The sequence below is a fragment of the Bradyrhizobium sp. AZCC 2289 genome (assembly GCF_036924615.1).
Taxonomy (GTDB): Bacteria; Pseudomonadota; Alphaproteobacteria; order Rhizobiales; family Xanthobacteraceae; genus Bradyrhizobium.
The window spans coordinates 6,748,104-6,765,310 of record NZ_JAZHRY010000001.1 but is presented as its reverse complement, the minus strand read 5'-3'; the positions used below and the strand labels follow the sequence as shown (position 1 = coordinate 6,765,310).

General features: G+C 63.9%; 12 protein-coding genes and 2 pseudogenes. 7 read left to right on the top strand and 7 right to left on the bottom strand.

Features of this window, described 5'->3' with window-relative positions; translation table 11 throughout:
- Nucleotides 1-322: 322 nt before the first annotated feature.
- The 5 genes from V1289_RS32130 to V1289_RS32110 all read right to left on the bottom strand — a co-directional run bounded on the left by V1289_RS32130 (nucleotide 323) and on the right by V1289_RS32110 (nucleotide 4,969).
- A complete protein-coding gene (locus V1289_RS32130; RefSeq protein WP_334402006.1) occupies nucleotides 323-1,414 on the bottom strand; it encodes an ABC transporter ATP-binding protein in 1,092 nt (363 codons plus the stop codon).
- A 74-nt stretch (nucleotides 1,415-1,488) separates the two neighbouring features.
- Complete coding sequence (locus tag V1289_RS32125; protein WP_309182631.1) at nucleotides 1,489-2,340, bottom strand: carbohydrate ABC transporter permease; 852 nt, start codon at nucleotides 2,338-2,340, stop codon at nucleotides 1,489-1,491.
- 3 nt (nucleotides 2,341-2,343) lie between these two features.
- Nucleotides 2,344-3,279, bottom strand: a complete 936-nt coding sequence (locus V1289_RS32120) for a carbohydrate ABC transporter permease (protein WP_334402004.1) — start codon at nucleotides 3,277-3,279, stop codon at nucleotides 2,344-2,346.
- 67 nt (nucleotides 3,280-3,346) lie between these two features.
- A complete protein-coding gene (locus tag V1289_RS32115; RefSeq protein WP_334402001.1) occupies nucleotides 3,347-4,663 on the bottom strand; it encodes an ABC transporter substrate-binding protein in 1,317 nt (438 codons plus the stop codon).
- A gap of 90 nt (nucleotides 4,664-4,753) precedes the next feature.
- Nucleotides 4,754-4,969, bottom strand: a complete 216-nt coding sequence (locus V1289_RS32110; RefSeq protein WP_334401999.1) for a hypothetical protein — start codon at nucleotides 4,967-4,969, stop codon at nucleotides 4,754-4,756.
- Nucleotides 4,970-5,264: 295 nt separating this feature from the next.
- Here V1289_RS32110 and V1289_RS32105 point away from each other — a divergent pair.
- Nucleotides 5,265-5,672: pseudogene (locus tag V1289_RS32105) on the top strand (ABC transporter substrate-binding protein); the annotation flags it as partial.
- A gap of 350 nt (nucleotides 5,673-6,022) precedes the next feature.
- Here the strand turns inward: V1289_RS32105 and V1289_RS32100 are convergent.
- A pseudogene (locus tag V1289_RS32100) lies at nucleotides 6,023-6,783 on the bottom strand (TSUP family transporter).
- Nucleotides 6,784-6,871: 88 nt separating this feature from the next.
- Between V1289_RS32100 and V1289_RS32095 the strand changes: the two are divergent.
- From V1289_RS32095 to V1289_RS32080, 4 genes are all read left to right on the top strand, one after another.
- A complete protein-coding gene (locus tag V1289_RS32095) occupies nucleotides 6,872-7,777 on the top strand; it encodes a LysR substrate-binding domain-containing protein (RefSeq protein WP_334401997.1) in 906 nt (301 codons plus the stop codon).
- Nucleotides 7,767-8,990, top strand: a complete 1,224-nt coding sequence (locus tag V1289_RS32090; RefSeq protein ID WP_334401996.1) for an NAD(P)-binding domain-containing protein — start codon at nucleotides 7,767-7,769, stop codon at nucleotides 8,988-8,990. Before V1289_RS32095 ends, V1289_RS32090 begins: the two co-directional genes overlap by 11 nt.
- Before the next feature lie 125 nt (nucleotides 8,991-9,115).
- Entirely contained in the window at nucleotides 9,116-9,364 is a 249-nt protein-coding gene (locus V1289_RS32085) for a hypothetical protein (protein WP_309182625.1), read from the top strand.
- A 26-nt stretch (nucleotides 9,365-9,390) separates the two neighbouring features.
- On the top strand, nucleotides 9,391-9,618 hold the full coding sequence (locus tag V1289_RS32080) for a hypothetical protein (protein WP_334407761.1): 228 nt from the start codon (nucleotides 9,391-9,393) through the stop codon (nucleotides 9,616-9,618).
- Between the two features lie 15 nt (nucleotides 9,619-9,633).
- On the opposite strand, the gene V1289_RS32075 is transcribed toward V1289_RS32080, so the two are convergent.
- Nucleotides 9,634-12,777, bottom strand: a complete 3,144-nt coding sequence (locus V1289_RS32075; protein WP_334401994.1) for a PAS domain S-box protein — start codon at nucleotides 12,775-12,777, stop codon at nucleotides 9,634-9,636.
- Nucleotides 12,778-13,043: 266 nt separating this feature from the next.
- Between V1289_RS32075 and V1289_RS32070 the strand changes: the two genes are divergently transcribed.
- A complete protein-coding gene (locus V1289_RS32070; protein ID WP_334401991.1) occupies nucleotides 13,044-14,102 on the top strand; it encodes a hypothetical protein in 1,059 nt (352 codons plus the stop codon).
- Between the two features lie 72 nt (nucleotides 14,103-14,174).
- A complete protein-coding gene (uvrB, locus tag V1289_RS32065; RefSeq protein ID WP_334401990.1) occupies nucleotides 14,175-17,207 on the top strand; it encodes an excinuclease ABC subunit UvrB in 3,033 nt (1,010 codons plus the stop codon).

The window sequence follows — 17,207 nt, the reverse complement described above, 5'->3', positions numbered from 1 at the left end:
CAGGAGCAGATCGAGGCAGCGCGCCCTGGTGTGACTACGGCTTCCTCGCGACGCTAAGTGCCGCGTTCTCAATGTCCGCTTTCGCCCCGATAGCGACCAGATATCGAATATTGCAGCATGTCCGTTTTGTGCCAATAACGGACTCCGGTACCGCAGCAAATGGCATCATCAATCATTTCGTCAGCACGCAGCAAGAAGGGCTCGGGAATGGTTAGGCCAACAGCCTTCGCGCTCGCCGGGCGTCATTGAAGCTGGTGACAGGGAGGTCATCGGTTTTGAGCGAATTCCCGCTCACCAGTGGAAAAGTGGCCAACTGCCGGCATTAGATGGCCGCCTCGGTCTGCGCGTCGAAAACGTGAAGCCTGGAACGCCGCATGGCAACGCGCAGCTTGTCGGCCACCCTCACCCTCGCGGTCGGCTCGACGCTCGCCACCATGATACTCTCGCCGACCTTCATATCGAGCAGGATTTCCGAGCCGAGTTGCTCGACCACCTCAATCACCGCATCGAAGCACGGGTGGTCGAGATCAGCGCTACCCGCCACTGTGAGGTCCTCCGGCCGCACACCAAGTATGACCTCGCGCCCGTTATGGCCGCGCAGGCGCTGCGCGATCTCGTCCGGCAGCTTGATGCGCAGGCCGGAGTTCTCGGCGATCAGCGATCCGTCCGCCTCGGTCACCGTAACGGCGGCGAAATTCATGGCCGGGGAGCCGATGAAGCCGGCGACGAACTTGTTGGCGGGCTGATTATACAGCTCGAGCGGCTCCCCCACCTGCTGCACCACGCCGTCCTTCATGACGACGACCCGGTCACCCAGCGTCATAGCCTCGACTTGATCGTGGGTAACGTAGATGGCGGTGGTGCCGAGACGCAGATGCAGCTTCTTGAGCTCAACGCGCATCTGCACCCGCAGCTTGGCATCGAGGTTCGACAGCGGCTCGTCGAACAGGAACACGCGGGGGTGGCGCACGATGGCACGGCCCAAAGCCACCCGCTGGCGCTGGCCGCCGGAGAGCTGCCGCGGCTTGCGCTTTAGCAATTCGCCGATGCCGAGGATGTCGGCCGCCTCGCGCACGCGCTTCTCAATCTCGGGCCTTTCGAATTTGCGCATCTTCAGGCCGAATGCCATGTTGTCGTATACGCTCATATGCGGGTAGAGCGCGTAGTTCTGGAACACCATGGCGATGTCGCGGTCCATGGGCGCAAGTGCGTTGATCACGTTGCCGTCGATTGAGATATCGCCGGAGCTGATCGCTTCCAGCCCGGCGATCATCCTGAGCGTCGTGGTCTTGCCGCAGCCGGACGGTCCGACGAACACCACGAACTCCTTGTCGCGGATCTGCAGATTTACGTCTTTGACAGCGTGCACGCTCTCGTAGAACTTGTTGATCCCCTTGAGGACGACCTGTCCCATTCGCTCACCTGCCTCCCAACCACCTGGGCGCATTCTGCATGCGCGCTTTTCAATCCCCATGATCCGGGGTGCTGTCAGCCCTTCACCGATCCGGTCAATCCCGCGACGTAGTGCTCGACGAAAAACGAATAGGCGATAGCGACCGGGATCGATCCGAGCAGGGCGCCAGCCATCAGCGGCCCCCAGTAGAATACATCGCCGCGGATCAGCTCCGATGTGACGCCCACCGACACGGTCTTCTGCGCAGGCGAGGACAGGAAGACAAGTGCATAGATGAACTCGTTCCACGACAGCGTGAAAGCGAAGATGCCGGCCGAGAGGATGCCTGGAATCGCCACCGGGATGACGATGTAGAGCATGGCCTGCCAGCGCGAGGCTCCGTCAATGCGCGCGCATTCCTCGAGCTCCCTGGGCACGGCCTTGAAGTAGCCCATCATCAGCCAGGTGCAGAACGGAATAAGAAATGTTGGATAGGTCAGGATCAGCGACCAGGGCGTATCGCCCAATCGATAGTTGCGGATGATCTCGGCCAGCGGAATGAACAGCAGCGTCTGGGGCACCAGATAGGTAATGAAGATGGCGGTGCCCAGGCTGCCGGCAAATGGAAAGTTCAGCCGCGACAGAGCATAGCCGGCGAACACGCCGCACACGAGCGAGATAGCGGTTGACGCGAGCGCGATGAACGTCGTGTTCCACAGCCACGATGCGAACAGCGTCTCCTCGAACAGGTACCTGACATGGTCCCAGGTCGGTTTCCAGGTCCAGAACGGATTGTAGTTGATCGAATTCCAGGGCCGGTAAAGCTCGCCGTCCGGCCGCACCGAAGTGATCACCATCCAGTAGAACGGGAACAGCAGGAAAAGCAGGAACAGCGCCATGGGGACGTAGAAGAACACCCACTTTCGCCAGATTGCACCCTCGATCATGGCTCAGCGGACCTCCACGCGGCGGATGTAGAGAAGTTGGATGATGACGACCAGAAACAAGACTGGAAACATTGCGAGCGAGATGGCAGCGCCCTCGCTCAAGAGGCCGGTGCCGATGCCGATCTGATAGGCGTAGGTGGCGAACAGGTGCGTTGCGTTGGCTGGTCCGCCGCCCGTCATCACATAGACGATCTGGAAGTCGGCGAACGTCTGAATCACCGAGAACAGCACGACGACCATGGTCACGGGCAGCAGCAGCGGCCAGGTGATGTGCCAGAATCGCTGCCACGGCTTGGCGCCGTCGATGGCGGCGGCCTCGTTGAGTTCGGGACTGATGGTCTGCAGGCCGGCAAGCAGGCTGATGGCGAAGAACGGCACCCCGCGCCAGATGTTGACGATGATAATCGAGATCATGGCGAGGTCCGGGTCGCCCAGCCAGTTGATCCGACCGGTGATCAAGCCGAAATGGTAGAGCAGCCAATTGAGAACGCTGAACGTCGGGTCGAACATCCACTTCCAGGCGAAAGTCGAGAGCACGGTCGGGATAATGAAAGGCAGCAAGATGAAAGCACGGGTAAAAGCCTTGCCGCGGAAATTACGGTTGAGCAGCATGGCCAGCCACAGCCCGAGCGCCAGCTTGAAGACGGTGGTCACGCCCGTATAGACGAAGGTGTTGTAAACGGAGGTGCGAAAGATCCCGTCATTGAAGATCTTGTAGAAGTTAGCGAGGCCGACGAAGTCGCCGGGCATACCGACGCGCGAGCTGGTGACCGACAGCAATATCCCTCGAATGAAGGGATAGGCAATGAACATGCCGAGCAGCACGATGGTCGGCACCAGCAGCACGAACGCCAGCCAGCGCTCGTCCTCGAGCAACCGCTGTCGCCGCGGAGGGGGCGCCTCGCGGAGCGTGGTGGCGGAAACCGCGCTTATCGCCATGTTCGATCCTCGTCGGCCGGAAGATTCCCCTGCTCCCCACGAAAAATGGGGCGGGGAAGGCTTAACCTCAGACGTAGACCTTCGTGAGTTCAGCCTCTGCCCACTTCACGGCATCCTCGGCGGGCATGCCTTGGACGGCCTTTGCGTACATATCAATGATGATGTACTTGGTTACGACCTCGGCTGCCTTGCGCGTAGAGGGCCCTTGGTAGCCAGCGAAGCGCCCTGTGCGCGCCGCTTGCTTGTAGGGCAGCATGATCGGGTCATCGCCCCACAGCTTGTGCTTTTCCCAATCCGTGGTCGGGCCGACCGAGAAGCCCTTCTGGGAGACGAACCACTTGTCGTAGACGCCCTTGGAGTGAATCCAGCCAAGGAATTTCTTCGCCGCATCCTGGTTCTTCGAATAACCCATCAGGAGATTCGAGAACGGGACGTGATAGCTGAACTGCCCGCCGGGGCCCTTGGGCAGCGCGGCGTGCAGGATGTCGTCCTTCAGCTGCCCGCCTGCCTCCGTCTTGTAAGTATCCGGCTTGCGCAGAGCCTCGATGTAGATCGAGGCGCCATTGAGCGTGGCGCTGCACGTCCCGGACAGAAAAGCGCGGTTGTTGTTGGAATCGTCCCAGGCGAGCCCGCCTTCATCGTGGGCGTCCTTCCAGAAGGCCACCATGAACTTCACCGACTCGACCGTTGCTGGGCTGTTCAGCACAACCGTCTTGCCGTCTGCTTCGACCTCTTTGCCGCCCCAGGACCACAGGTAGGGGTAAGTGAAGGCGGGCGCATCGCCGAAGGTGTGACCCAGCGTTTGGCCGATGGGCCGTCCCTTTGCCTTCAGCTTCTTGCCGGCCTCGCGATACTCTTCCCACGTCTGGGGAAATTTTCCATCCGTGTAGCCGATCTCGGCAAACCAGGACTTTCGGTATGCGATCTGCAGGCCGACGATGCACCACGGCACTGCGATCCATTTCTTGCCGTCATTGGCGACAGCGCGGGATGTTTCGTAGAAGCCGCCCTGGCCCTTGCCGAGTTCCTCAGCGATGTCGCTGACGTCTATGACGCTCTCGCCGTAAAGTTGCCCCCAATTGTTGAGGACGCAGACGACGTCGGGGCCCGACCCCGACTGGATCGCCGAGGTGACGCGGGCCTGGATGTCGTTGGCGTTGATGGTCTCGATATTGAGCTTTATGCCGAGCGCCTTCTCGCCCTCCTTGGCGATTTCGTTGCGCAGAAGCTGATCTGACGCCGGAACGAAGTCGGTCCAGCGCAGCCAGTGTACCGTCGTGCCCTGTGCAAAAGCGGGCGCGCGGCCGGTGGCCAGGATGCCGGCCATGCCGCCCACGAGCGCGGTACCGCTCTTGAGGACGTGACGTCGGGTTACTGTCGTCATGCATTCCTCCCTCGGTGTGTCTGAGCTGATGCCCTTTGGCCAGTCTTACGCCGGCTTGGAGTCCCTTTCAGTCTATCGCGCCTCCGTGGTTCAACGCATGCGCACGCGACAACGTGCGCAATACGTTGGCTCGATGATCATTTGTTGGTGTTCCACTTGCAGCGCCGTGGTGGCGAGTTCGCCGCGAAACAGGGTGAATTCTTTGCAGAGCAACGGCGCGATTACATCGCTCCCAGTCGCAACGGCGTACCACGGGCGGCCTGGATCGCGTCGGCGCTGCTGCCAGCGCATGAACCCTACCGTCATAACGGTCCCTCCCGCGCAGCGACGGTCTTGCCGTGGCCAAGCGGGTTTTCCCCGTCTTATATGAAGTTCGGTACCGGAAGCTGGCGCGACGTCATTGTCGCCCGTCGCACCAGGAAATCAAGTGCTAGCTTTGACGCGCCGGCCATGGTCTCGCTTCGTGAACCGGCCGGCCTCCAAAAGTACCGAACCTCTTACATAGGATACTTCATCTGAGGCGACTACAGATCGCCCATAGCTCTTTTTGTGGGTTCGCCGCCCGTTGACGAATCTCCTTTGAGTCAATCGCGCCAGGTCGCCGGCGGGTCCGAAGGGCCGCTTCGCCCCCTTCATTCCTGGGGATCTGGTCCTTCACCAAGAGCAAGCCGGCGGCAAAGAGCCCGCGGGCGCACCTGTCGCAGCCGAAGGCAATCGAAAAGATGGTGACCCGAGCGGAGGCCACGACCTTCCGGCCTTCGATAACCTGACGACGCTCAAGACCTGGGCTGACGAAGGACCGCCGAAGGGCACGCTCTACCACTACCCGAATCGCTACAACCACCAGATCCTATCGTCCGCCGCGCAGCCAGCCCCGCCCAAGATCGCAGTGCAGATCTATTCCCAGGGCCTCATGACCCAGATGACAGTCCGCCACATGCTGGACGAGCCGCTGCAGAAGACGCTCGCCTGGGCTGAGGACGAGGTTGAAGGCTACTTGCGCACGTGAAGTCGCAACACTGGAGGCTTAAGACCAGCGGCACCCTACTGCGACTGTACTACCTGCGCCGAAAAATGACGGGCGACAGGCGCGCATCCCTAAATTGGGTTACATCGTTGCCCAACGAGCAGACGTTTGTCGGCCTCGCTGGCAGATCCCTTCGGTGCAGAGAGTGCTTCAATCGAATCGGGCGGTTATCGATGGCCACGGTCAAGGGTCCTGCCGACGCATGCTATGTCTCAAATGGGTCATTCGCGACCGGGTCGAGCCTGCAGCAAGTCTGGCCATGTCCGCTATGCCGCCGAACGCTGCAATCGCTTCGTGCGCTGGCGGATCGTGCTCATACGTCCACGCCCTGGTCAGTATGACGCGACCGAGCTTCCGGCCAGCAACAGCCAGCTTCCATAGAGGATGTAGTAGCTCGCGACCGTCGTGATCAGCCGGTTCGCCCAGGTGCGAAACTGCGCATCGCTCATGGCTTCGAGAATCCGCCGCGCCAGGCTGGTGCCGAGCATCGAGGCCGCGATCGCGACGCCGGCCAGCACCGGATCGAGCGTGGCGGCCTGGTCGATGATGCCGCCGAAATAGATCAGTTTGGTGAAATGGCTCGCCACCTGGCAGGTCGCCTTGGTCGCGACGATTTCGCGGCGGCCGAAATTGCCGCCGAGAAAGAGGGTGTCCAGCAGCGGACCGGAAACGCCGGTCATCAGCATCAGCCCCATGCAGATCGAGCCGTACAACGCGCCCTGCCAACACTGTCGGGGTTCGGCTTGATGTTCGCCGGCATCAGCCGCGCCATGAACGGCGTCACGCCGAGGAGGAGCAGCGCCACCGGCTTGTCCGGCACGTAGCGGGTGATCGACCACGCGCCGAGCGCGAGCGCGCATCCGATCAGATAGACCATCACCGGCCGCCAGCGGATATGCGCGCGCCACAGGAAAGCGCGCCAGCCGTTCGACGCCATCTGCGTGATCGCATGCAACACCATCGCGGTCGGCAATGGCATCAGCGCCAGCAGCACGCCGATCAGGATCAGCCCGCCGGCCATGCCGAACAGGCCCGACAGGAACGCGGTCGCGACCATCAGCAGTCCGAGCGCGGCGATCAAAAACGGCGTCATCAGAATCTCCGCCGTCATTAGTGCCGCGCTTGGACTGACTGCGCAAACTGAGTTATCTTGCTCTGGCATCAGTTTTCCTGAGGGTTATGTGCGGCGGCTGCTCTTTCTCAACGGTATCAAGGCGTTCGAGGCCGCGGCGCGGAGCGGCAGCTTCGCTGCGGCCGGCGCCGAGATGAACGTATCGGCGGCGGCGATCAGCCGGATGGTGCATCTGCTCGAAGAGCGGCTCGGCGTCGCCTTGTTCGAGCGCAAGGCCAATCGGCTCGTGACCACCGCGGCCGGCCGCGCCTATCAGAGCGGCCTGACGCCGATCTTCGATGCGCTGGCGAGCCTGACCGCGCAGGTCACCGCGCCGGCCAGCGTCCGGGTGCTGACCGTCGGCGTCGGACCGACCTTTGCGATGAAATGGCTGATCCCGCGGCTGGCGGATTTCCGCAAACAGGAGCCGGACATCGAGGTGCGCATCACCACCGGCGGCGCCGCGGCACCGTTCGGCGACGACTGGAGCTGCGGCATCAAGCTCGGCGACGGCGAATGGCCGGGTCTGGTCGCCGAACCGCTGTTTGCCGGCGATCTGTTGCCGGTGTGCACGCCGCGGCTGGCCGGCCCGTTGAAACGGCACGCCGACCTGAAGGGGCCGAGCCTGTTGCGCGTCGCCCATTCGCCGGACGATTGGCCGTTATGGCTGCGCGCCGCCGGAATCTCGCGGGTCACCGCGCGCGGACCGGAGTTTCAATTTTATGGCCAGGCGCTGCAGGCGGCGATCGACGGCCTCGGCATTGCGATGGGCATCCGCCCCTATATCGACGACGACCTCGCCGCCGGACGGCTGGTCGCGCCGTTTGCGCTCAGCGTGCCCAAGGGCATGCGCTGGTATCTGGTCTATCGCGACTTCCGCACCGGGCAGCGCGATTTTACCGCGTTCCGGCGCTGGATCATCCGCGCCGCAACCGAGCCCACCAGCCGCGCCAGGGGCCAGCGCTATGCCGGTTGAGCGGGTCGAAACGCTGGTGATCGGCGGCGGCCAGGCCGGGCTGGTGATGAGCCACCGGCTCAAGCAGCGCGGGCTGTCGCATCTGGTGCTGGAGCGGCACCGGATCGCCGAACGCTGGCGCAGCGAACGCTGGGACGGACTGAAGTTTCAGTTTCCGAACTGGTCGGTGCGGCTGCCGGAGTTTTCGTTTCCTCACACCGAGCCCGACGGGTTTGCGAGCACCGACGCAATTGTGGATTTCATCGACGCTTATGCCGCGTTTGTCGCGCCGCCGATCCGCTGCGGCGTCGAAGCGACGCGGCTGCGCCGCCGCGACGGCGGCTCCGGCTTCATCGCAGAGACCACGGACGGGGCCATCGAAGCGCAAAATGTCGTCGTCGCTACCGGTCCCTATCAGCGCGCCCTGGTGCCGGATTTGTTGCGCGACGACGCCATCGTTCAGGTCCACGCCAGCCGATACAAAAATCCCGAACAGCTGCCGCCGGGCGCGGTGCTGGTGGCCGGCGCCGGCGCGTCGGGCGCGCAGATCGCCGAAGAGCTGCATCGCGCCGGCCGCCGCGTCTTTCTCTCGGTCGGCCGCCACACCCGCCTGCCGCGCCGCTACCGCGGCCGCGACCTGATCTGGTGGCTGAGCGAGCTCGGCATCGACCAGACGACGACCGAGCAGCGCGGGCCATCGCGGTTGCTGCCGGTGATATCGGGCGCCTATGGCGGCCACACCATCGACTTCCGCCGCTTCGCCGCCTGCGGCATGACGCTGCTCGGACGGCTGAAGGCGGCACGCGATGGCGTGATCGAGATCGCACCGGATCTCGCCGAAAGCCTCGCCAGCGGCGACGTTGTCTACGCCACCTTCCTCAACATGGTGGATGCGCACGTCCAGCTCCACGGTCTGGATTTTCCGGACGAACCCGCCGCCCGCGCCCATTTGCCGGATCCACCTTGCGTCAGCGCGCCGTGGTTGCGCGTCGATGTCGGCGCCGAGAACATCAATGCGGTGATCTGGGCCACCGGTTACGGCGTCGATTTCGGCTGGATCGATGTCCCGGTGCTCGATGCGCACGGCGAACCGGTTCACCGCAACGGCATTACCGACATACCCGGCCTGTATTTCCTCGGCCTGCAATGGCTGGCGCGGATGAAATCCTCCTTCCTGTCGGGGGTCGGCGACGATGCGGCCGTGCTCGCCGATCACATTGCCGGACGCGGCTGAAGTTCCCTTTCCCCCGGCGCGCCCTGCGCCTGCGGCGAAATATCGCCGGGACATGTGAACCCCTTCACAAAAGCTTCGGCCAGGCCGTGCTTCCCTTGATCCCGGACAATCACAGGAGTCGCGACATGATTTACGGCGGCTTTGAAATTCAGTCGTTCGAGGCGGGGAGCGGGCTATGGCACGCCAGGATTCAACGGGCCGATCAAGAGCCGGTCGTCATCGATGGCATGCCGTTTCCGACGCTCGAAGTCGGCTTCGCATGGCCCGATCCGGATGCGGCGGTCGCGGATGCGAAAGCTCACATCGACCGGCTGGAGCGGCGCTATGCGACGTCCCGGACCATGCGTTCGAGCGAACCCACGACCTCGCCATAGGCGGCTGGAAAATGGTTGCCCCGTACATGGTTGCCCCCCTGCCGCAGCTTGAACCCGAGCAGCAGCCGCCCTCTTCGGCGCCCGTGATGTCGAACTGCCCGCAATGCAACGCCGACCTCGCGGTGCTGAGCATCATCCCCGGCCGCGGCGGCGCCGAATACTGGACCATGCGGTGCACGAAATGCGGCGGCATCCATCTCGATATCGTCAAATCGTCCGCGCCGCCCCGGGATTCCGGCTACCTGCGTATCTGACCAGATTGTTGCGGCTCATTGCGCGGCCGCCGGCTTTCCCTCCGGCAAAACTCCGGCGGTACTGAGGGCGATGCGGAGCATGCGGGCCAGATCCAGCTTCCGGTACGGCTTGGCGAGCAGCAGCACGCCGCGGTCCAGCCTGCCATGATGGATGATGGCATTTTCGGTATAGCCCGACGTAAACAGCACCTTCAGCGCCGGGCGTCGCCGCATCATCTCCGCGGCAAGCTGCCTTCCGTTCATCCCGCCGGGCATGATGACATCGGTGAACAGCAGGTCGAAGGGCGCGCCGCCAGTGGCGATCGCAAGCGCTTCGACGCCGTTGCCGGCTGACAGGGTGGCGTAGCCCAGGCTCTGGAGCTGGGTGGTGACATAGGCGCGCACCAGCGGGTCGTCCTCCACGACCAAAATCGTCTCGTTGCCGCCTTCGATCTCCGATGTCGGTGGCTCCGCCGCAAGCGACTCCCGCCTTGCATCGGCCTGCGGCAGATAGAGCCTGAATGTCGTGCCGTAGCCCTCTTCGCTGTAGACCTTGATGTGTCCGCCGGATTGCTTGACGAAGCCGTAGACCATGCTCAGCCCGAGCCCGGTGCCCTTGCCGACCTCCTTGGTCGAAAAGAACGGGTCGAACACCCGGTCGCGGATCTCCTCGGGAATTCCGCTGCCGGTATCGCTCACCGCGATCATGACATAATCCCCCGCCTGGACGTCGTTGGCGGCGGCGTAGTCCGCGTCAAAACTCACGTTCTTGGTTTCGAGCGTCAGCTTGCCGCCGTCGGGCATGGCGTCGCGGGCGTTGATCGCAAGATTGAGCAGCGCCGAACTGAGCTGGCCCGGGTCGACCAGGGCCTCGCAGAGCGAGGGCGAAAGTTTCGATACGATTTCGACGTGCTCGCCCAGCGCCGGCCGCATCAGCCGTGAGGATTCGACGATCAGTCGGTTGATGTCGGTTTCGTGCGGTTGCAGCGGCTGCTTGCGGGCGAAGGCCAGCAGATGGCCGGTGAGTTCGGCGCCGCGATCGGCGGCCTCGCTGATCAGCCGGGTGATGGCGGCGAGGTTCGGCTTGGCGGCCACCGCCTCGGCGAGGATTTCGATGGTGCCGGTGATCACGGTCAGAACATTGTTGAAGTCGTGCGCGATGCCGCCGGTCAACTGGCCGATCGCTTCCATCTTCTGGGCCTGCCGCAACTGCTCCTCCGCCGCGACCCGTTGCGTGAGATCCCTGATGAAGGAATTGAACACATAGCCGCCGCGCCGGCGCAGCGCCTTCAGGGACACCTCGACCTTGAGCGTGTGTCCATCCTTGCGCATGGCCTCGACCTCAAAGCGCGAACCGCCAGCCGCGTTCTCCGCGTTGCGGATCAGCCGCTCGGTCATGGTCTCGAATTGCGGCAGCAGCGCCTCCGGCAGCATCAGCTCGGTCGGGTGCTTTCCCATCGCCTCCTGCCGCGACCATCCGAAGATCGCCTCGGCCTGCGGATTCCATTGCAGGATGCAGCCTTGCTCGTCGGTCTGAATGAACGCCTCCAGGGCGTTTTCGATGACGTCCCGCGCCATCTGCTCGCTTTCGAGCAGCGCCTCCTGCGCGATCTTCTGCGCGGTGATATCGCGCACAACCTTGGCGGCGCCGATGACCGCTCCCGACTGCGACCTGATCGGGGCGATGCCGAGCGACACGTCGATCCACCTTCTGTTCTTGTCGACGCGAACGGTTTCGCGGTATTCGATTTTTTCTCCGGCGCGTATCTTGTCCAGGATGCCGCGGACCTCGTCCCGCAGCGGCTCCGGCACGATGATATCGATGTGGCTTCCGATCGCTTCCTGCGCGGTGAATCCGAACAGGCGTTCGGCGGCTGGATTCCAGCCGGTGATGATGCCGTCCAGCGTTTCGGTGACGATCGCATCGTTGGAGGATTCCACCGCGGCGAGGAACAGCTGCTCGTGCTCGAAGGTACGGCGGCGCTGCTCGATCTCCTGATTGAGCGCCGCCGTCTTGGCCCGCGACTCCGCCGCCATGTCGGCGAATGCATTGGCGAGCACGCCGATCTCGTAGCCGCCCCCGGCCGGCAGCGCGACCGTCTCGTCGCGGGCAAACCCCTCGACGGCCTTGGTCATCTGCACCAGCGGCCGCGTCAGCGAGCGGGCGACGATCAGCGCCAGCACGAACGCGCAAAACGTCGCGATGGCGCCGCCCAACAGGCTGGAGTCGCGCACGGAAGTGGCGGCGGCCATCAGCACCGAATACGGCACCGTCTGGATCACCGCGACCTGCGGACCGTCGGCGAGGTGCACGAACTGCACGGCGAACCCGAAGCGCCTGCCGGCCCGGTTCGCAATCACGCGCGGCCCCGAATCGCCGCGCGCGAGGATGCCTGCGAAATCCGGAAAATCGTCCTGGATATGAACCGGCTTGCCGGACGCAAAGCCGAATTCGCGGGCCCGGTCGGGATGCACGAGGAAGTCGCCCTGAGCGTTGACGACATAGCTTCGTCCGCCCTTGACCGCGCTGGAGCGGATCCGGTCGAAGGCCGGCCGCATGTCGACATTGATGATCATGATGCCGAACGGCCGCCCGTCCGGCGCACGCACCGCGGTTGCGACGCGCAGCACCGGAATGGGCGGCGGTTCGACAGTGAGGTCGACCGGCGAGACATAGACCCCGCCCGGCGGCAACGCGATGGTTTGCCTGAAGGCGTCCCGATCGTCCTTGCGCTGCAGTTCACTGTCGGGAACGACGCGGACGGCGCCGCCGGGACCCGAGCGGTCGACCCGCACCAATTCGCGCCCGTCGTCGACCCCGATGTAGCGGAATTCGTAATAATTCGGCTTGGGGGCCAGTTCGGCGGCAAAACGCTGCCCCAGCCGCTTCTTCGACTCCGCTTCGACGGCGGCGGCGGCCGGATCGGTGCCGCGGGCAAGATGCGCGGTCATGATGTCGATGATCGCGACCGCCGAGCGAAAGCCGATCACGTCGGCATGCGCACCGCGGACCGAGGCCGAAAGCTCGTTGGCGAGCAGCTGGGCGTGGGTATCGATCCGGTCCAGGGCCCGGGGCCGGGCAAAATCGGCGATATTGCGATAGGTCAGCACCCCGACCGCGGTTGTCGCCAGCAGCACCAACGCCACCATCGCAACGGTCAACCTGGTCGACAACCTCATGGATTGTCCTCTGCGCGACGCCTCGATCGACGTCCGCACCAATGTGCCCCCCGATTGGTTCCAAATCAACCGACCGCGGCGATATTCCCGGGATCGCCTCGAATCCGCGACGCCCGTTAACGATTTGTGCAGCCTGACGGGCATTCCGTCCTGTCGGCGTCACCGCGAAGATGGTGAATACAGGCGCCGCGCGTCTTGAACATCTTCACCGCCTGACGCGACATAGCTAGCGTCGGCGCCGGCAATGGCGCGCTGCAGAGAACCCCATGCGATATCAAAGCGACGATTTGCGCGCCGCGGCTGCGGCCGGCACCATCACTTCCGATCAGCTCGAGGCCCTGCTCGCGTTCCTCGCGACGCGTGCGCCCGCCCAGCCGGTATCGGCCCCGAAATTCGATGTCGTGCATGTGCTCTGGTACATGGGCGCGCTGATCGTGATCTCGGCCATGGGCCTGTTCTCGACGCTGGCGTTCTCGACAATGGGCGGATCGGCGCTCGCTGCCACCGCGCTGGTCTATGCCGCGCTGTTCGGCGCGGCCGGACACTATCTCTGGACGGTCCGAAAGCTTCGCACCCCCGGCGGGCTGTTGATCGCCATCGCGGTATCCATGATCCCGCTCGCGGTCTACGGCGTACAGGACACCTATGGCGTGTGGAGCAGTTTCGGCAAGCCCGGGACGGTTCGCGATTTCTACGTCTGGGTCAAAGGCAGCTGGATTTTTATGGAAATCGCGACCATCGCCGGCGCGATGATCGCGCTGCGGTTCTACCGGTTTCCCTTTATCGTCTTCATCATGGCCGTGGCGTTGTGGTTCCTGTCGATGGACATCGTGCCCTGGATCACTGGCGCGCCGATCGGCAGCTGGGAAACCTCGCGCCGCGTCTCCGTCGGCTTCGGTCTCGGCATCATCGTTGCGGCCATCATCGTCAATCTGCGGCAGCGATCCGGCGATTTCGCTTTTTGGCTGTATGTTTTCGGCGTCATGACCTTCTGGGGCGGCATCACCGCGACCTCCAACGGCACCGCGATCGACAAGGCGCTGTACTGCGCGATGAATGTCGGCTTCCTGCTGCTCGCCGCGTGCCTGGCGCGCCGGGTGTTCGCGATTTTCGGAACCACCGGCATTGCGATCTATCTCGGCGACCTCGCCGACAAGGCCTTCAAGGATTCAATGCTGTTCCCGTTCGCGCTCTCCCTGATCGGCATCGGCATCATCGCGCTCGGGCTGTATTATCACCGCCATCAGGACAGCATCCGCGCCTGGACCGAACGGCATTTGCCGGAAGCGATGAAGCGGCTGCGCCCCGCGAACGCGCCGCGCTGACGGCCGATAAACCTCGCGGCCTGGCGTCAACGAACCCTTTTCTCGCACGCCGATTGCCCCCATATTCCCGGCATGGCGAAGCATCCTGACACCCCCAAAAAGCCCGGCAAAACCCCGAAATCCAAGGCGCCAAGTTCCAAGGCTTCGAGACCCGACGTGCAGCCGATCGGACCGGCGCTGGCGGAACTGCTCAATCCCGCGATCAATCGCGGCGATGCCGGCATGGGTTCGGGCACCGGCCTGCAGCCGCCGCCGGATAATTCCTGGGATCGCCGCGCCGGCGGCGAGGCTGCCGCGCACCGCGCGCGGGCCTCGACCAGGGAGACCAGCGGCGAAGTCGCCAAGCGCGACGTGCTGCCATCTGCCGCCAACCAGAGCTTTGACGAAGCCCCGCAGGCCAATTACGGCACCTCGGCGACGATCCCGACGCTCGACCCCGAGCTGGCAAGGCAACTCGGCTTCACCACCGAGGAGGAAGACGCCGCAGCGTTAGCGCGGCCACCGCGCAACAAGATGGAGGCGCTCGGCGTCGCCGCGACCGCGGATGCGCTGGACGCGCTGATCCGCGAGGGGCGTCCGGAGTTCAAGGGCGAGGATGGCCAGGTCAAGATCTGGACGCCGCATCGCCCGCCGCGCCCGGAAAAATCCGAAGGCGGCGTGCGCTTCGTCATCAAGTCCGAATACGAGCCGAAGGGCGACCAGCCCACCGCGATCAAGGAACTGGTCGAGGGCATCAGCCGCAACGACCGCACGCAAGTGCTGCTCGGCGTCACCGGTTCGGGCAAGACCTACACCATGGCCAAGGTGATCGAGGCCACGCAAAGACCCGCGATCATCCTGGCGCCGAACAAGACGCTGGCGGCGCAGCTCTATGGCGAGTTCAAGAGTTTTTTCCCCGACAATGCGGTGGAGTATTTCGTCAGTTATTACGACTACTACCAGCCCGAGGCCTATGTGCCGCGGACCGACACCTATATCGAGAAGGACTCCTCGATCAACGAGCAGATCGACCGCATGCGCCATTCGGCGACGCGCGCGCTCTTGGAACGCGACGACGTCATCATCGTCGCGTCGGTATCGTGCATCTACGGTATCGGCTCGGTCGAGACCTATACCGCGATGACCTTTGCGCTGAAGAAGGGCGAGCGCATCGACCAGCGGCAGCTGATCGCCGACCTCGTCGCGCTGCAATACAAGCGCACCCAGGCCGATTTTACCCGCGGCACCTTCCGGGTGCGCGGCGACGTCATCGACATCTTTCCGGCGCATTATGAAGACCGCGCCTGGCGCGTGAACCTGTTCGGCGACACCGTCGAGAATATCGAGGAATTCGATCCGCTCACCGGCCACAAGCAGGACGATCTCGAATTCATCAAGATCTACGCCAATTCGCACTATGTGACGCCGCGGCCGACGCTGGTGCAGGCGATCAAGTCGATCAAATCCGAATTGAAGCTGCGGCTCGACCAGCTCCACAACCAGGGCCGCCTCCTGGAGGCGCAGCGGCTGGAGCAGCGCACCACCTTCGATCTCGAAATGATGGAAGCCACCGGAAGCTGCGCCGGCATCGAAAACTATTCGCGCTATCTCACCGGCCGCCGCCCCGGCGAGCCGCCGCCGACGCTGTTCGAATATGTCCCCGACAATGCGCTGGTGTTCGCCGACGAAAGCCACGTCACCGTGCCGCAGATCGGCGGCATGTTCAAAGGCGATTTTCGCCGCAAGGCGACCCTGGCCGAATACGGCTTCCGGCTGCCCTCCTGCATGGACAACCGTCCGCTGCGGTTCGAGGAGTGGGACATGATGCGCCCGCAATCGGTCGCGGTCTCCGCGACGCCGAGCGGCTGGGAGCTGAACGAAAGCGGCGGCGTGTTCGTCGAGCAGGTGATCCGCCCGACCGGGCTGATCGACCCGCCCGTCAATATCCGCCCGGCGCGAACCCAGGTCGACGATCTCGTCGGCGAGGTCCGCGCCACCGCGCAGGCGGGTTACCGCAGCCTGATCACGGTGCTGACAAAACGGATGGCGGAGGACCTCACCGAATATCTGCACGAGCAGGGCATTCGCGTCCGCTACATGCACTCGGATATCGACACCATCGAGCGCATCGAGATTATCAGAGACTTGCGGCTCGGCGCCTTCGACGCGCTGGTCGGCATCAATCTGTTGCGCGAAGGCCTCGACATTCCCGAATGCGCGCTGGTCGCGATCCTCGACGCCGACAAGGAAGGTTTTTTGCGCAGCGAGACCTCGCTGATCCAGACCATCGGCCGCGCCGCGCGCAATGTCGACGGCAAGGTGATCCTCTATGCCGACCAGATGACCGGCTCGATGGAGCGCGCCATCGCCGAGACCGACCGTCGCCGCGAAAAGCAGGTCGAGTATAACAGCCTCCACGGCATCACACCGGAGAGCATCAAAAAATCCATCGGCGACATCATGAACAGCGTCTACGAGCGCGACCATGTGCTGGTGGAAATCGGCGACGGCGGCATGGCGGATGACGTCATCTCGATCGGCCACAATTTCGAGGCGGTTCTCTCCGACCTCGAAACCCGCATGCGCGAAGCCGCCGCCGACCTGAACTTCGAGGAAGCCGCCAGACTGCGCGACGAAGTCAAGCGCCTCCGCGCCACCGAGCTAGCGGTCGTCGACGACCCCACCGCCAAACAGCGCACCGTGCAAGGCAAGGCCGGCGCCTATGCGGGAGCGAAGAAATACGGCGAAGCCGCGAACCTGCCCGCCAGCGCGATGAAGAAGCGCGGCGGAATGCGCGGCGGCGGTGCCTCTTCCCCCTCGCCCCGTTCTTCACGGGGTCGAGACGAGCGAAGCTCGCTCTTAGAGGGTCGGGGTGAGGGGCGATCCACGGGCGGTCCGAGCGGGACCTCCCGCGTCCACAAACCCCATCTCGACGAAATGCACGGCCCGGAATCCCTGCCCTACCGCCCAAACCGCGCCAAGCCTTCGCGTGACGACACCGATGCCGGCAGCGGCAGCAAAATCTTCCAGCCCACCGACTCGCGCCAATCCGGCCCCGAATTCGGCCCCGCCCCGCGCTCCAGCGGCGGCGCGCCGGGGCATCGGGGCGGGTGGAAGAAGAGGTAG

Excerpts from the sequence above, each read along its gene's own strand:
- V1289_RS32090 (WP_334401996.1), top strand. The coding sequence starts at position 7,767 with ATGCCGGTTGAGCGGGTCGAAACGCTGGTGATCGGCGGCGGCCAGGCC.
- uvrB (WP_334401990.1), top strand. The coding sequence starts at position 14,175 with ATGGCGAAGCATCCTGACACCCCCAAAAAGCCCGGCAAAACCCCGAAA.
- V1289_RS32125 (WP_309182631.1), bottom strand. The coding sequence starts at position 2,340 with ATGATCGAGGGTGCAATCTGGCGAAAGTGGGTGTTCTTCTACGTCCCC.
- V1289_RS32080 (WP_334407761.1), top strand. The coding sequence starts at position 9,391 with ATGGTTGCCCCCCTGCCGCAGCTTGAACCCGAGCAGCAGCCGCCCTCT.
- V1289_RS32115 (WP_334402001.1), bottom strand. The coding sequence starts at position 4,663 with ATGACGACAGTAACCCGACGTCACGTCCTCAAGAGCGGTACCGCGCTC.
- V1289_RS32070 (WP_334401991.1), top strand. The coding sequence starts at position 13,044 with ATGCGATATCAAAGCGACGATTTGCGCGCCGCGGCTGCGGCCGGCACC.
- V1289_RS32110 (WP_334401999.1), bottom strand. The coding sequence starts at position 4,969 with ATGACGGTAGGGTTCATGCGCTGGCAGCAGCGCCGACGCGATCCAGGC.
- V1289_RS32085 (WP_309182625.1), top strand. The coding sequence starts at position 9,116 with ATGATTTACGGCGGCTTTGAAATTCAGTCGTTCGAGGCGGGGAGCGGG.
- V1289_RS32130 (WP_334402006.1), bottom strand. The coding sequence starts at position 1,414 with ATGGGACAGGTCGTCCTCAAGGGGATCAACAAGTTCTACGAGAGCGTG.
- V1289_RS32075 (WP_334401994.1), bottom strand. The coding sequence starts at position 12,777 with ATGAGGTTGTCGACCAGGTTGACCGTTGCGATGGTGGCGTTGGTGCTG.
- V1289_RS32120 (WP_334402004.1), bottom strand. The coding sequence starts at position 3,279 with ATGGCGATAAGCGCGGTTTCCGCCACCACGCTCCGCGAGGCGCCCCCT.